Here is a 15040-nt window from a genome sequence, read left to right as displayed (position 1 = left end):
CCGCGGTCCGCGAGCTCAGCCGACCGGGTCCTCGGCCCCGTAGGGCCGCAGCCGCAGCTGGCGGGCGGCGTCCGCCGGCGTGGTGGCGCGGAGCACGTCGAGGTCGTCGGCACCGGCCCGGAAGAACCGCCCCGACCACTGGTCCAGCTCACCGGCGGCGATCGCCAGGGCCAGGGCCACCACGTCCTCCGGGCGGGTCCACTCGGTGCGCCCGGCGTGCATCGGCATCGCCCGGGTCATCTCGGTGTCGATCACGCCCGGCGCCAGGTCGAACGCGCGCACCCCGTGCTCGGCGCCGGCCAGGTCGACCGCCTCGGTGATCCGCATCTGCGCCGTCTTCCCGGCCGAGTAGGCGCTGTAGACGTCGCTCCCCCGGGTGCCCAGGCCGCTGGCCAGCCCGATCACCCGGCCACCACCGGCGGCGATCATCCCGGGGACGACGGCGCGGGAGACCAGGAACGGCCCGCGCACCTGGCTCTCCACGACCTGCCACCACTGGTCGGGGTCGGCCTCCCACAGCGGCACCTCGGCGGCGTCGATGAGGCCGGCGTTGTTGACCAGCAGGGTGACCGGCCCGAGCTCCGCGACCACCTGGGTGACCGCGGCCTGCACGGCGTCGGGGTCGGTGACGTCGGCGGCCACCGCCAGGGTGCGGGCACCGGTGGTGTCGGCGACCTCGGCCATCGCCCCGTGCAGCCGGTCGGCCGAACGGGCGAGGCCGGCCACGGTCGCGCCCCGCTCGGCCAGCCCCTGCGCCAGGTACCGGCCGATGCCGGCCGATGCCCCGGTGACCAGCGCGACGGTGCCCGTCAGGTCCAGCTCAGGCACGGAGGGTCGCCCCCGTCCGCTCCACGGCCAGCGCGATCGCGGCGTCGCGCGCCGCGTTCGCCTCCTCACCGGTGAGTGTCCGGTCCGGCGCGCGCAGTGTCAGCGCGTACGCCAGCGACCGCGACCCGGCCGGCACCGGGGCACCGGTGTAGACGTCGAAGAGCCGCAGCACCTCCAGCAGCTCACCCGCCCCTTCCCGCAGTGCCGCCTCGACGTCGGCGGCCGGGACGGCGTCGGCCACGACCAGGGCCAGGTCGACCAGCACCGGCGGAAAGGTCGAGACGTGCGGCCCGACGGCCACCGGCGCCGCGGGCAGGGCGTCGACGTCGAGCTCCATGGCACAGGTGCGCGCGGGGAGGTCCAGCGCCGCGCAGACCCGCGGGTGGAGCTCGCCGGCGTAGCCGACGACCGTCGCCTCGGCACCGTCGCCGACGAGCAGCTCGGCGCAGCGGCCCGGGTGCCAGGGCGCCAGCTCACCGGCCCGCACGGTCAGCTCGACGCCGGCCGCGGCGGCCACGGTGCGCGCCGCCTGCACGGCGTCGGCCCAGGTGCCCGGCCGGCCCGGCCCCCACCAGCCGCGGGGTTCGAGGTTCCCGGCCAGCACCACGCCCACGTGCCAGGGCTGCTCGGGCACCGCGCCGAGCAGCGCCGCCAGCACGTCGTCGTCGGGGCGCCGGTCGACCCCGGGCACGGGGGCCTGGGTGCGCGGGCCGCCCGGGAAGACCGCACCGTGCTCGAACACGGCGACGTCGCGCTGCCCGCGGGCCAGGTTGCGGGCGAGGGTGGCGAGCAGGCCGGGCAGCAGCGTCGTCCGCATCGCCGGGGCCTCCTCCGACAGCGGGTTGCGCAGCGTGATCAGCGCCCGCCGGGCGTCGTCCGCGGGCAGGCCGAGGGCGTCCAGCTGCGCCTCCCCCACGAACGGGTAGGACGGCGCCTCGACGTAGCCGGCGTCGGCGAGGGCGCGGCCGATGCTGCGCCGGCGGCGCTGGCGCTCGGTGAGCCCACGACCCGGCGGCGCGGTCGGCAGCACGGAGGGGATCTCGTCGAAGCCCAGGTAGCGGACGACCTCCTCGACCAGGTCGGCCGGGTCGGTGAGGTCACCGCGCCAGGACGGCGGCGTGACCTGCAGCTGCTGGCCGTCCCCGTCGACGGTCGCACCGATCGCCTGCAGCACCTCCACGACCTGCGACGGCGGGTACTCGACGCCGGCGATCCGGCCGGGCCGGCCGGCGTCCAGCGGGATCACCGGGCGCGGGCGGCGCACGTCGAGGTCGACGGGTGCACCGACGACGTGGGCGCCGCCGTGCTGGGCCAGCAGCGCGGCGGCCCGGGCGAGAGCCACGACGGTGACGTCGGGGTCGGTGCCCCGCTCGAAGCGCTTGGCCGCCTCGCTGGGCAGCTTGTGCCGGCGCACCCCGCGCCCGATCCCGGCCGGCTCCCAGTGGGCGGCCTCCAGCAGCACCGCGGTGGTGGTCGAGCCGATCTCGGTCGAGGCGCCGCCCATCACGCCGGCCAGCCCGATCGGCCCGGACTCGTCGGCGATCAGCAGGTCGTCGCCGGTGAGCGCCCGGTCGACGCCGTCCAGCGTGGTCAGCCGCTCGCCGTCGGCCGCCCGGCGCACCGTGATCGGCCCGGTGACGGTGTCGCGGTCGAAGGCGTGCATCGGCTGGCCGAGCTCGAGCATCACGAAGTTCGTGACGTCGACGGCCAGGGAGATGCTGCGGATGCCGCACTGGGCCAGCCGCCGGCGCAGCTCCCACGGGCTGGGCGCGGTCGCGTCCAGGCCCTCCAACGCCACCATGGAGAAGCGGTCGCAGCGGCCCGGGTCGGCCACCTCGACGGCCCAGCCGGGCTCACCGGACCACGCCGGGGGCGTGAGCGCGGCCGGGTCACGCCAGTCGACGGCGAGCGCCCCGGCCAGGTCACGGGCGATGCCCCGCAGGCTCATCGCGTAGCCGCGGTCGGGGGTCACCTCGAGGTCGAAGACGACCTCGTCCAGACCCAGGACGCCGGCGGCCGGCGTCCCGGGGGTGAAGCCGTCCTGCCCGAGCACCAGGATGCCGGCGTGGTCCTCGCCGATGCCCAGCTCGCGGACCGAGCAGATCATCCCGTCGGAGACGTGGTCGTAGGTCGTCCGGGCGGCGATGGCGAAGTCCCCGGGCAGCACCGCGCCGGGCAGCGCCGCGACGACCAGGTCGCCGACGGCGAAGTTGCGCGCGCCGCAGACGATGCCGCGGGGCGTCTCCTCCCCCACGTCGACCTGGCAGTACCGGATCGGCTTCTTGAAGCCGGTGAGCTCCTCGATCTCCAGCACCCGGCCGACCACGAGCGGGCCGGTGGTGACCGGTGGCCGGAGCACCTCCTCGACCTCGAAGCCGAGCCGGACGAACGCCTCGTCCAGCTCCTCGACCGTCGTCCCCGCGGGGATGTCGACGTGCTCGCTCAGCCAGCTGACGGGGACCTTCACTGCTCAACTCCGAACGCACTCGTGAAGCGGACGTCGCCCTCGACGATGTCGCGCATGTCGCCGACCCCGGCGCGGAACTGCAGCGCCCGCTCGATGCCCATCCCGAAGGCGAAGCCGGTGTACTCCTCGGGGTCGATGCCGCAGGCGACCAGCACCCGGGGGTTGACCATCCCGCAGCCGCCCCACTCCACCCAGCGCGGCCCGTCCCGGTGCTCGGGGAACCAGACGTCGAACTCCGCCGACGGCTCGGTGAAGGGGAAGAAGTGCGGCCGCCACCGGGTCAGCGCGTCGGCGCCGAACAGCTGGCGGGCCAGGTGGTCCAGCGTGCCGCGCAGGTGGGCCATGGTCAGGCCGCGGTCGACGGCGAGGCCCTCGACCTGGTGGAAGACCGGGGTGTGCGTGGCGTCCAGCTCGTCGGTGCGGTAGACCCGGCCGGGCGCGACCACGTAGATCGGCGGCCGGCGCTCGAGCATCGTGCGCGCCTGCACCGGGCTGGTGTGCGTGCGCAGCACCAGGCCGGAGTCCTCGGGCGCGACGAAGAAGGTGTCGGCCAGCGACCGCGCCGGGTGGTCCGGGCCGGTGTTCAGCGCGTCGAAGTTCAGCCACTCGGCCTCGAGCTCCGGGCCCTCGGCGATCTCGTAGCCCATCCCGACGAAGACGTCGGAGATGCGGTCGGTCAGCGTGGTGAGCGGGTGCCGGGCGCCGGGCAGGGCACGGTCCCAGGGCAGCGTGACGTCGACGCGCTCCTCGGCGAGGACCCGCTCGTCACGCTCGGCCTCCAGCACCGCCAGCCGGGCGGCGTGCGCCTCGGTGACCGCGACGCGGGCGGCGTTGACCCGCTTGCCGGCGTCCGAGCGGGCGTGCGGGGGCAGGGCGCCGAGCTCGCGGCGGGCCAGCAGCACCGGCGCGCGATCGCCCAGGTGGGCGGGGCGGACGGCGGCCAGGGCCTCCAGGTCACCGGCGGCGGCGAAGGCGTCGATCGCTGCCTGCACCGCCGCGTCGAGGGCCTCCGCGGACAGCGCGGCGACCTGCTTGGGGTCATAGGGGTCGTTGGCGCCAGACACGGGAGGCCATTCTGCCCGGACGCACCGGCCCGGCGCGCCCGGGTCGGGCGCCACGGCCACGGCGACGGCCCCGGGCTCACCCCCAGGGGTGGTACCACGGCCTGCAGCCCGTGGGTTCGGGCCCGTCGACGCCGATCCCCCGCTCGTGACCTCGACCCACGCCCCTGCTGCGACCATCGACGCGGTGCTCGCGTCCGGCGGCGTGCACAGCCTCTACCAGCCCATCGTGGAGCTGGACTCCGGCCGCGTCGTCGCCTACGAGGCGCTCGCCCGCGGCCCGCAGGGACCGCTGCACACCCCCGACGCCCTCTTCGCCGCCGGCCCGGTCGGCCGGCCGGCTCGCCGAGCTGGACGCACTGTGCCGGTCCGCCGCGCTGCGCGGTGCGGTCGCCGCGGAGCTCGGCCCACCGCTCACCGTGTTCGTCAACGTCGAGCCGCAGGTGCTGGAGTCCGCGCCGCTGGAGGAGCTGCTGGCCATCGCCACCACCGCCCCGGCGGGGTTGCGGGTCGTCGTGGAGATCACCGAGCGGGCGCTGGCGACCCGCCCGGCGGACCTGCTGCGCGCCGTGGAACGGGTCCGTGAGGTGGGCTGGGGCATCGCCCTGGACGACGTCGGAGCCGAGTCGATGTCCCTGGCCTTCATGCCGCTGCTGCGTCCCGACGTGGTCAAGCTCGACCTCCGCCTGGTCCAGCAGCGGCCCGGCCCGGCGGTCGCCGAGATCATGAACGCGGTCAACGGCTACGCCGAGCGCACCGGAGCGCTCATCCTGGCCGAGGGGATCGAGGACGAGGCCCACCTGGCGATGGCGCGCGCCCTGGGCGCCAGCCTCGGGCAGGGCTGGCACTTCGGCCGGCCGGGCGCCACCGCGGTGCCGGACCGGGAGGTCGGCCGGCTGGAGCTGCCCGGCACGAGCGGCGCGGCCGGCAACGCGGAGACCTCCCCGTTCAGCTGCCTGCCGGACGGGACGCAGCTGCGCATCGCACCGAAGGCGCTGCTCATCGAGCTGAGCAAGCACCTGGAGCGCCAGGCCATGCGGCTCGGTGAGACCTGCGTGGTCGCCGCCACCTTCCAGGAGGCCCGGCACTTCACCCCCGCGACCGGGCTCCGCTACCGGGACCTGGTCGCCCGCACGGGCTTCGTGTGCGCACTCGGTGCCGACCTGCCGGTCGAGCCGCTGCCCGGGGTGCGCGGCGCCCACCTCGCGTCGGCCGACCCGGTGCGCGGGGAGTGGGACGTCGTCGTGCTGAGCCCGCACTTCAGCGCCGCGCTCCTGGCCCGGGACCTCGGCGACGGCGGCCCGGACATGCAGCGCCGCTACGAGTACGCCCTCACCTACGACCGGCGGACGGTCGAACGCGCCGGGGTCTCCCTGGTCGCGCGGGTCGCCGCCGAGCCGCTCCCGCTGGAGACGGTGCCGGACGTCGCCGTCCCGACGGCTGCCCCGGCCACCGCGGCCGCCGCCGGCCGAACGCCGGACGAGGTGCTCCTGCACCGCGCCCTGGCGGCGACGACCAGCGGCGTCACGATCGCGGACATGACGGCGCCGGACCAGCCGCTGGTCTACGTCAACGCCGCCTTCGAGCAGCTCGCCGGCCTCACCGCCGGGGAGGTGCTGGGCCGCAACTGCCGCTTCCTCCAGGGCTCGGACACCGACCCGGGCACGGTGGACCGCATGCGCCAGGCCATCCGGGAGGGCGCGGAGTTCCGGGCCACGCTGCTCAACCACCGCGGGCCGGACCGGGAGCCGTGGTGGAACGAGATCCACCTGGCCCCGGTGCTCGACGCCGCCGGCGACGTCGTCCAGTACATCGGCGTGCAGACCGACGTCACCGGCCGGGTGACCGCGGAGCGGGAGCTGCTCCGTGAGCGCGACCGAACGCGCCAGCACCTCGCCCAGATCGAGGAACTCGCCTACACCGACCCGCTCACCGCGCTGCCCAACCGGCGCCGCTTCGAGGAGCGGATGGAGTCCGCGCTGTGGCAGGCCCGGCTCGACGGATCGGCGGTGGCGTTGCTCTTCCTCGACCTCGACGGCTTCAAGGCGGTCAACGACGCCCTGGGCCACGCGGCCGGGGACGAGCTGCTGCAGGTGGTCGCCGACCGGCTGCGGGGCCGGCTGCGCCGCGGTGACCTGCTGGCCCGGCTCGGTGGCGACGAGTTCCTCGTCGGGTTGCTCGGGTTGGACCCGGCGACGGCGGCGCGCGAGGCCGGTGAGGTCGCCGGGCAGCTGCGGGCGGCGGTGACCGAGCCGGTGGTGCTGTGCTCGCAGAGCGTGCAGGTGCAGGCCAGCGTCGGGATCAGCGTGCACCCGGACGACGGCGCCGACTTCGGCCCGCTGCTGCACCGGGCCGACGCCCGGATGTACGCCAGCAAGCACCCGGCCACGGCCTGAGCTACGGGGCGAGCTGGGTGGCGTAGAGGCAGATCGAGGCGGCCACCGACAGGTTGAGGCTCTCCGCCCGGCCGCGCATCGGGATGCGCACCCGCGCGTCGGCGAGCGCGGCCAGCGCCGGGTCCAGCCCGCGGGCCTCGTTGCCGAACAACCACAGCACCGGCGCGGCGAGCAGCCCGTCGTGTGCCGCCGCGTCCAGGGCCACCTCTCCCCCACCGTCGGCGGCCAGCACGGTCATCCCGGCGGCCTGCACCTGCGGCACGAGCTCGGCCAGCGGTGCGCTGCGCACGACGTCGACGTGGAACAGGCTGCCGGCGCTGCTGCGCACCACCTTGCCGTTGTAGGGGTCGGCGGAGCCGGCGCCGAAGACCACGGTGCGGGCGCCGCAGGCGTCGGCGGTGCGCAGCACGGTGCCGGCGTTCCCGGGGTCGGCGAGCTCGGCCAGGGCGACCGCCAGCCGCGGCGGATCGGTCACCAGGGTCTCGGCCGGCACGTCGCGCAGCGCGCAGACGGCGACCAGCCCCTGCGGCGTCACCGTCTCCGACAGCGAGGCGACCGCTCGGTCGGTGGCCACGTGCACGGGCACCCGGGCGGCGGCCAGCAGGTCCCGGTGGGCGGCCGCCGCGGCCTCGGTGACGAACAGCTCGAGGACGGCGCCCGGGTCGTCCTGGGCCTCGGCCAGTGCCTCGCTGACCGCCTGCCGCCCCTCGGCGAGGAAGGCACCGGCGTCGTCCCGACCGCTGCGCCGGGTGAGCTTGCGGGCGGTGGCGATCCGCGCCGAGCGCTCGGTCAGCAGTTGAAGGACCCCGTCCCCCTCACGCCTCGCACGCTCGGCGCGAGCCTCTGGACGGGGCCGACCGGCGTGCGAGTGGCGAGGGGGAACGGGGTCCTCTTTCCAGCTGGGGTGGTGCTCAGGCGGCCTGGGTGGGGGCCTGGGCGCCGGCCGCCTCGGGGTTCGCGGCGAGCGCGGCCCGGGCGGACTCCACCAGGGTGGCGAAGGTGGCGGGCTCGTTCACGGCGAGCTCGGCCAGGACGCGACGGTCCAGCTCGATGCCGGCCAGCTTGAGGCCCTGCATGAACCGGTTGTAGGTCATGTCGTTCTGCCGGGCCGCGGCGTTGATCCGGGTGATCCACAGCTTGCGGAAGTCACCCTTGCGGACCTTGCGGTCGCGGTAGTTGTAGGTGGCCGAGTGGAGGATCTGCTCCTTGGCCTTGCGGTACAGCCGCGAGCGCTGGCCGCGGTAACCGCTGGCTGCCTCGAGAGTCGTACGGCGCTTCTTCTGGGCGTTGACCGCCCGCTTCACGCGTGCCACGTGAGAGCTCCTGTCTGCTGGTTACGGAAGGGGACGGTCAGAGACCGAGGAGCTTCTTCATCCGGCTGTTGTCCGCCGGGGAGAGCACCTCGATGCCGCTGATCCGGCGCTTCCGGCTCGAGGACTTGTGCTCGAACTTGTGCTGGTTGTTCGTGTGCTCACGCACCAGCTTCCCGGTGCCCGTGACGCGGATGCGCTTGGCCGCGCCCTTGTGGGTCTTGTTCTTCGGCATGTCCTCGTCCTCGTCTGCGTGTCTGTCCGCGCCGGGAGCAGGGGGCTGCTCCCGGCGCGGGCCGTCTCGGTGGTGCGGGGCCCTCTCCCGGCTCAGGCCGGGGGGGCCTGCTCGCCGGATGCCGCCTGCTTCTCTGCCTTGGCAGAGCGCCGCGCGTCGTCGGTCGCCGCCTGGTTCCGGTGCGGCGCGATCACCATGACCATGTTCCGGCCGTCCTGCTTCGGGTTGGACTCCACCACCCCGAGGTCGGCGACGTCGCCGGCCAGTCGCTGCAGCAGCTTGTAGCCCATCTCGGGGCGGGACTGCTCGCGACCGCGGAACATCACGGTGATCTTGACCTTGTCGCCGCCCTTGAGGAAGCGCTCGACGTGGCCCTTCTTGGTCTCGTAGTCGTGCGGGTCGATCTTGAGACGCAGCCGCATCTCCTTGATGACGGTGAGCGCCTGGTTCCGCCGGGCCTCACGGGCCTTCTGCGCGGCTTCGTACTTGAACTTCCCGTAGTCCATGAGCTTGACGACGGGGGGCCGGGCCATGGGCGCGACCTCGACCAGGTCGAGCTCGGAGTCCTGGGCCAGGCGCAGCGCCTCGCCGATCGGCACGATGCCGACCTGCTCGCCCTCCGGACCGACCAGGCGGACCTCGGGGACGCGGATACGGTCGTTGATGCGGGGCTCGGTGATGGCCTCTCCTCTGCTGCTGCGGGGAGGAGTCGCACCCGTCCCGGGCTCCGACGCAGAAAGGCCCCGTGAGCTGGTGCTCACGGGGCCCACTCGCCGGGTCGCCGCAGCGGGCACCCCGGGGCGGGGGTGCTCGTGCAGCCGCGCGAGCCGACCGGGGCCGACCTGCGCGAACCGGGGACCTGAGCGCCTGTACGGCGCCAGGTGGGAGCGGGCTCCTCTTTGGTCAGCGGCATCGGTCTCTGCAGACCGCGGCCGCTGTGGTTCTCGCGCCTCGATGTAGCGGGGGGAGGCACGCCCACAGTACAGCGCCGGGACCCCCGCCGTCATTCCCGGGGGTACAGCAGCTCCTCCTGCGGCGCGGGGTTCCGCGCCTGGTGGTCGGCGAGCAGAGCCCGGAGCCCACGGACGGCGGTCAGCGCCCTCTCCCCGTCGGCTGCCTGGACGGCTCCGATGGCCACCTCGTCGTCGTTGCCCAGCAGCAGGCTCGCCCACGGCGAGTGCTGGTCGAAGCGGACCGCGCGCACCGCCGACCAGGGCACCTCGTGGTTGATGACGACGTTGCGGATCCGCACCCCGTCGGCGTCGGCGTCCACCCGGGACCGGCCCAGCAGCATCACCCCGGCCCCCATCGCGACGCCGAGCCCCACCATGGCGATCTGGTCGGAGGTCCGGAAGGACACCACGCCGGTGGTCGACTCCTTCAGCAGCACGGCGACCACGCTCATGACGAGCACCAGGCCGGCCGCCATCAGCGCGGTGATCACCCGCAGCCGGCGCGGGACGGCGGAGACCGGGGAGGGCGTGGGATCGGCGGGCACGTCACCATCCTGCCCGTTCCAGCGGGCGCGGCGCAGACGTGCAGGTGGGGACGGCGGCGGCGCCTCCCGCACTCCGGACGTCCGAGGTGTGGGGCAGCACGTCACACGGATGGAACACCGAGGACGCACCATGGACAGGTGACCGACAGCCAGCTCGACCACCCCGTGGCCAGCCCTGCCGGAGAGCCCCCGGTGCCGGACCTGCTGCCGCTGGCCGGCTACACGGTCGCGGTCACCGCGGCCCGCCGCAGCGAGGAGCTGGGTGCCCTGCTGGACCGCCGGGGCGCCCGGGTGCTGTACGCCCCGGCGATCCGGATCGTGCCGCTGTCCGACGACGCCGACCTGGTCACCGCCACCCGGGAGGTGCTGGCCGAACCGGTCGACCTGGTCGTGGCCACCACGGGGGTCGGCTTCCGCGGCTGGCTGGAGGCCGCCGAGGCCTGGGACCTGCCGCTGCGGGAGCACCTGGCCACCGCCCGGGTGCTGGCCCGTGGACCGAAGGCCCGCGGCGCGATCCGCGGGGCCGGACTGGTCGACGCCTGGTCACCGGAGTCGGAGAGCTCGGCCGAGGTGCTGTCGCACCTGCTGTCCGGGGCCGAGGGCCCGCTGCCCGGCCGCCGGATCGCCGTCCAGCTGCACGGCGACCCGCTGCCCGAACTCGTCGCCGGGCTGGTGCGGGCCGGCGCCGAGGTGATCAGGGTGCCGGTCTACCGCTGGGTGCTGCCCGAGGACACCGCTCCGCTGCGCCGCCTGGTCGCGGTGATCGCCGCACGCGCCGTCGACGCGGTCACCTTCACCAGCGCACCGGCCGCCGCCAGCCTGCTGCAGGTGGCCGAGGAGGAGGGCGTGTACTCCGGCGTCCTCAGTGCCCTCACCGACGCCGTGCTCCCGGTCGCCGTCGGCCCGGTCACCGCTGCTCCGCTCGAGGCCGCCGGCGTCCGGTCCGTCCAGCCCGAGCGGGCCCGGCTCGGCGCGCTGGCCCGCTCGGTCGTCGCCGAGCTGCCGGCCCGGCACCCGGTGCTGCACTCCGGTCCGCACAGCCTGCAGGTCCGTGGGCACGCCGTCGTCCTGGACGGCCGGCTCGTGGAGCTGGCGCCGGGACCGATGGCGGTGCTGCGTGCCCTGGCCCGGCGTCCCGGCGTCGTCGTCTCCCGCGCCGACCTGCTGAGCGATCTCTCCGGTGGCGGCGACGCGCACGCCGTGGAGATGGCCGTGACCCGGCTGCGCGCCGCCCTGGGCGCGCCCGTGGTGCAGACCGTGGTCAAGCGCGGCTACCGCCTCGCCGTCTGAACCACCTCGCCGGCTGGGTCGCCCGGCCGTCGTGTGCGCCCGGCCGACCGGGCCGGCGCGTCGCCGACCTGCGGGGTCGAACGCGTGTCCTGGCCCTCACACCGGTGCCACCGGGCCGGTGCGGCCGTTGTTCCGTGCGGGTCACGCCGCCGCGTCCGTCCCGAAACGGCTCCTCCCTAGCGTTCACGTTGCCCGGCCGGACGACCCGGCCGACCGCACCCGAGGAGCTCGATGACCCCCGTCCTCCCGAAGTCCGACGCCGCCGCCCTGGTGGTCGCCGCCCGGATCAGACGTGGCCTGACCTGGGCCCAGCTCGCCGAGGAGATCGGCGCGCCGGTCGTCTGGACCACCGCCGCCCTGCTGGGCCAGCACCCGATGACCCCGGAGCAGGCGCGGTGCGCCTGCCTGCTGCTGGGGTTGGACGAGAGCGTCGAGGAGAGCCTGCGCCTGCAGCCCTCCCGCGGCGCCGACCCGGCCACCCTGACCGACCCGACGGTCTACCGGTTCCACGAGGCGCTGTCGGTCTACGGGCCGGCGCTCAAGGAGCTGATCCACGAGGAGTTCGGTGACGGGATCATGAGCGCGATCAACTTCCGCGTCGACATCGCCCGCCGGCCCGACCCGGACGGCGACCGGGTCGTCGTCACCTTCGACGGGAAGTTCCTGGACTACCGGTGGTGACCCCGCTCCTGCTCCCCTCCCGCGCCGCCGCGGTCGCTGCGCGCGCTCCCCTCCCACCCGCACAGCCGAGGAGCCACCCATGTCCTACGTGAGCCCGAAGGACTTCACCACCAAGATGATCGACGCGGGTGAGGCGAAGGTCTTCATGGCCACCCGCGACACGTTGATCCGGGCGTTCATGGCCGGCGCGATCCTCGCCCTGGCCGCCGCGTTCGCCGTCACCGTCACCGTGCAGACCGGCCAGCCCCTCCTCGGCGCGCTGCTGTTCCCCGTCGGGTTCTGCCTGCTCTACCTGCTCGGCTTCGACCTGCTCACCGGCGTCTTCACGCTGGTGCCGCTCGCGTTGTTCGACAAGCGGCCCGGGGTGACCGTGCGCGGCATGCTGCGCAACTGGGGGCTGGTCTTCACCGGCAACTTCCTCGGCGCGTTCACCGTCGCACTGATGATGGCGGTGATCTTCACCTACGGCTTCGCGATGCCCCCGAACGAGGTCGGTCAGGCCATCGGCACCATCGGCGAGGGCCGGACCGTCGGATACGCCGAGTACGGGGCCGCCGGGATGCTGACGCTGTTCCTGCGCGGCGTGCTGTGCAACTGGATGGTCTCCACCGGCGTGGTCGCCGCGATGATGTCGACCTCGGTCTCCGGCAAGGTGATCGGGATGTGGATGCCGGTCATGGTGTTCTTCTACATGGGCTTCGAGCACTCGATCGTGAACATGTTCCTGTTCCCCTCCGGTCTGCTGCTCGGCGGCGACTTCTCCGTCGGTGACTACCTGATCTGGAACGAGATCCCGACCGTGCTGGGCAACCTGGTGGGCGGGGTGACCTTCGTCGGGCTGACCCTGTACGCCACCCACGCCCGCACCGCGGCGCCCCGCAACGCCGCCGTCCTCCCGGTGCTCGCCGTGCCGGCCGACACCACGACGGCCGACACCACGCCCGTGACCGCCGACACCACCACGGTCGGGGCCCGCTGACCCCTGACCCGCGCCGGCGGCGCGCAGGGCACGACGACGAGGCGGCCTCTCTCCGGGAGGGGCCGCCTCGTCGTCGGTCCGGGGGCCGGCGTCAGCGCCAGCGGTACAGGTCACGGAGCAGGGCGATCTCCGCACCGTGGTGGGCCAGCTCGTCGGTGGCGTGCACCAGCAGGTCGGCCCAACTGGAGTCGGCGTAGGGCCCCCAGTCCGGTCCGAGGGGCCGCCACATCCCCTCCTCCCCCAGACCGGCCATCGTCGTGCGGAAGGCAGTCGCGGCCGTGTCCAGGTCCCGCAGCGCTGATGCCGCATCGCCGTGCCACTCCCGGCCGGTCACCGCCAGCGGCCGCCCGGACGGCGTCTGGGCGAGGTAGTCGGCGAAGCAGTCCGAGGCCAGGTGCCACAGCCGCCAGGCGATCGTGGTGACCGGCGCCGGGTCCGGGGCCGGGCGGGCCCAGTCCGCGGTCCAGCTGCCGTCGTCCCCGCGGCGCACCGACCAGGCGCCGTCCACCGGCTCGTCGAGGTACTCGGCGTCGTCCAGCCCGGCCAGCCGCTGGTCCAGTCGTCCGCGGGCCTCGTCCCAGCCGCGGAGCAGCACGGGCAGCACGAGTCGGTCCGTCATGCCCCTGGACGGTAGGACCGACTGCCCCGCGCCGGGGGGTTCCCCGGCCTCACAGCGTCGTCCGGCTGCCCGTGCGGGGCATGTACCGCACCGGTCACGCCGCTGCGGTCGGGTGGAAACGCCCCGTTCCTAGCGTCGTCCTCGGCGCCGTCCCAGCCGGGCGAGCGCCCCGCTGACCGGCCGCTGACCAGGGATGACCTCATGACCGAGACCCAGCTCCACCGCCCGGGCGCACCCACCGCCGCACCATCCGCCGGCGAGTCCCCTCCAGCAGTCCGGGGCGGCCGGTGGATCGACGACTACACCCCGGAGGACCCGGCGTTCTGGGCGTCACCGCAGGGCAGGCCGGTCGCCCGCCGGAACCTGGTGTGGTCGGTGCTCGCGGAGAACGTCGGGTTCAGCGTCTGGCAGATGTTCAGCGTCGCGACCGCCGTGCTGGCCTCGATCGGCTACGGCTTCACCAGCGACCAGCTGTTCTGGCTGGTGGCCACCGCCGGCCTGGTGGGCGCGATCATGCGGGTGCCCTACACCTTCATGCCGGCGCTGTTCGGTGGCCGGAACTGGACGGTCGTCAGCGCGGCGCTGCTGCTGGTGCCGGTGACGATGCTCGTGGTCGCCGCGACGACCGGGCAGCCCTACTGGTTCTGGGTGCTGACCGCGGTCACCTGCGGCTTCGGCGGCGGCAACTTCGCCTCCTCGATGGCCAACATCTCCTTCTTCTACCCGGACAGGGAGAAGGGCTTCGCGCTCGGCCTGAACGCTGCCGGCGGCAACATCGGCGTGGCGATCATCCAGCTCGTCGGCCCGCTGGCCGTCACCGCCGGCACGATCGCGGTGATCGGCGGGAGCACGGGGGCGACGGCCGGCGGTGACGCCCGGTACGTGCAGAACGTGGCCCTCATCTGGGTGCCGTTCATCGTCCTGGCGATCGCCGGCGCCTGGTTCGGGATGCACAACCTGTCCGGGGCGAAGGCCAACATCGCCGACCAGGCAGCCATCGCCCGGCGCAAGCAGACCTGGATCATGTCCTTCCTCTACATCGGCGCGTTCGGCTCCTTCATCGGGTTCTCCGGTGCGTTCCCACTGGTGCTGGCCAACGAGTTCGCCGCCGACACCTACCGCTACGCCTTCCTCGGGCCGCTGGTCGGCTCGCTCTCCCGGCCCTTCGGCGGGTGGCTCGCCGACCGGGTGGGCGGCGCGAAGGTCACGATCGTGACGTTCGTCGGCCAGGCCGTGGCGATCGGCGCCGCCATCGCCGCGCTCGGGGCGGGGAGCTTCGGCGGGTTCCTGGCCAGCTTCCTGGTGCTGTTCGCCGTCGTGGGCATGACCAACGGGTCGACCTACCGGATGATCCCGATCATCTACCGGGCCGAGGCGGCCGCGTCGCGGTCCACGGACTCCCCGGCGCAGGTGCTCTACCGGGCGCGGCGGGACACCGCCGCCGCCGTCGGCATCATCTCCGCGGTCGGTGCGCTGGGAGCGGTGTTCATCCCGCGGATCGTGTCGGAGTCCTACCTCGCCACCGGCAGCGTGGTGACCGCCCTCGGCGCGTTCTGCAGCTTCTACATCGCCTGCGTCGCCGTGACCTGGTTCGTCTACCTGCGCCGCGGCACGCTGATGCAGCAGACCGGCGTCTGACCCCCGTTGCTCCCGGCCGCCCCGCCCCTGCCAGGGTG

General features: G+C 74.5%; 14 protein-coding genes. 5 read left to right on the top strand and 9 right to left on the bottom strand.

The window, feature by feature from the left end:
• Positions 1-15 precede the first annotated feature (15 nt).
• The 3 genes from IN07_RS14025 to pheS are packed head-to-tail and all read right to left on the bottom strand — an operon-like array spanning position 16 to position 4359.
• Complete coding sequence (locus IN07_RS14025; RefSeq protein ID WP_231558370.1) at positions 16-828, bottom strand: SDR family NAD(P)-dependent oxidoreductase; 813 nt, start codon at positions 826-828, stop codon at positions 16-18.
• Positions 821-3295, bottom strand: a complete 2475-nt coding sequence (pheT, locus tag IN07_RS14020; protein WP_036336541.1) for a phenylalanine--tRNA ligase subunit beta — start codon at positions 3293-3295, stop codon at positions 821-823. The genes IN07_RS14025 and pheT overlap by 8 nt, the downstream gene beginning before the upstream one ends.
• On the bottom strand, positions 3292-4359 hold the full coding sequence (gene pheS, locus IN07_RS14015; RefSeq protein ID WP_036336538.1) for a phenylalanine--tRNA ligase subunit alpha: 1068 nt from the start codon (positions 4357-4359) through the stop codon (positions 3292-3294). Before pheS ends, pheT begins: the two co-directional genes overlap by 4 nt.
• 164 nt (positions 4360-4523) lie before the next feature.
• Between pheS and IN07_RS14010 the strand changes: the two genes are divergently transcribed.
• Positions 4524-6752, top strand: coding sequence for a diguanylate cyclase domain-containing protein (locus IN07_RS14010; RefSeq protein ID WP_331437136.1), 2229 nt, complete (start codon positions 4524-4526; stop codon positions 6750-6752).
• Between the two features lies 1 nt (position 6753).
• Here IN07_RS14010 and IN07_RS14005 read toward each other — a convergent pair whose 3' ends face one another.
• From IN07_RS14005 to IN07_RS13985, 5 genes are all read right to left on the bottom strand, one after another.
• Positions 6754-7524, bottom strand: a complete 771-nt coding sequence (locus tag IN07_RS14005) for a TrmH family RNA methyltransferase (protein ID WP_269429967.1) — start codon at positions 7522-7524, stop codon at positions 6754-6756.
• A 139-nt stretch (positions 7525-7663) separates the two neighbouring features.
• Entirely contained in the window at positions 7664-8065 is a 402-nt protein-coding gene (gene rplT / locus IN07_RS14000; protein ID WP_036336532.1) for a 50S ribosomal protein L20, read from the bottom strand.
• Positions 8066-8102: 37 nt separating this feature from the next.
• The gene (gene rpmI / locus IN07_RS13995; protein WP_036336530.1) at positions 8103-8297 is read right to left on the bottom strand and encodes a 50S ribosomal protein L35; all 195 of its coding nucleotides are present in this window, start codon (positions 8295-8297) and stop codon (positions 8103-8105) included.
• Positions 8298-8389: 92 nt separating this feature from the next.
• Complete coding sequence (gene infC, locus IN07_RS13990; protein ID WP_231558369.1) at positions 8390-9058, bottom strand: translation initiation factor IF-3; 669 nt, start codon at positions 9056-9058, stop codon at positions 8390-8392.
• Positions 9059-9300: 242 nt separating this feature from the next.
• Positions 9301-9795 carry a PH domain-containing protein gene (locus tag IN07_RS13985; RefSeq protein WP_036336527.1) on the bottom strand — a complete coding sequence of 165 codons (495 nt, stop codon included), beginning with the start codon at positions 9793-9795 and terminating at the stop codon, positions 9301-9303.
• A gap of 138 nt (positions 9796-9933) precedes the next feature.
• Between IN07_RS13985 and IN07_RS13980 the strand changes: the two genes are divergently transcribed.
• From IN07_RS13980 to IN07_RS13970, 3 genes are all read left to right on the top strand, one after another.
• Positions 9934-11085 (top strand): uroporphyrinogen-III synthase, encoded by a 1152-nt coding sequence (locus IN07_RS13980; RefSeq protein WP_081975411.1) that lies wholly within the window; start codon positions 9934-9936, stop codon positions 11083-11085.
• A 231-nt stretch (positions 11086-11316) separates the two neighbouring features.
• Positions 11317-11766 (top strand): cyanase, encoded by a 450-nt coding sequence (gene cynS / locus IN07_RS13975; protein ID WP_036336524.1) that lies wholly within the window; start codon positions 11317-11319, stop codon positions 11764-11766.
• 79 nt (positions 11767-11845) lie between these two features.
• Complete coding sequence (locus IN07_RS13970) at positions 11846-12745, top strand: formate/nitrite transporter family protein (protein WP_036336523.1); 900 nt, start codon at positions 11846-11848, stop codon at positions 12743-12745.
• A gap of 91 nt (positions 12746-12836) precedes the next feature.
• Here the strand turns inward: IN07_RS13970 and IN07_RS13965 are convergent, their stop codons facing one another.
• Entirely contained in the window at positions 12837-13364 is a 528-nt protein-coding gene (locus tag IN07_RS13965; protein ID WP_036336522.1) for a DinB family protein, read from the bottom strand.
• 201 nt (positions 13365-13565) lie between these two features.
• On the opposite strand from IN07_RS13965, the gene IN07_RS13960 reads away from it, so the two are divergent.
• Positions 13566-15002: an MFS transporter gene (locus IN07_RS13960; RefSeq protein WP_081975410.1), complete on the top strand. Its 1437-nt coding sequence runs from the start codon at positions 13566-13568 to the stop codon at positions 15000-15002.
• Positions 15003-15040 lie beyond the last annotated feature (38 nt).

Origin of the sequence: Modestobacter caceresii, assembly GCF_000761485.1 — a bacterium.
GTDB classification, from domain to species: Bacteria; Actinomycetota; Actinomycetes; order Mycobacteriales; family Geodermatophilaceae; genus Modestobacter; species Modestobacter caceresii.
This window is presented reverse-complemented; position numbering and strand designations above follow the sequence as displayed.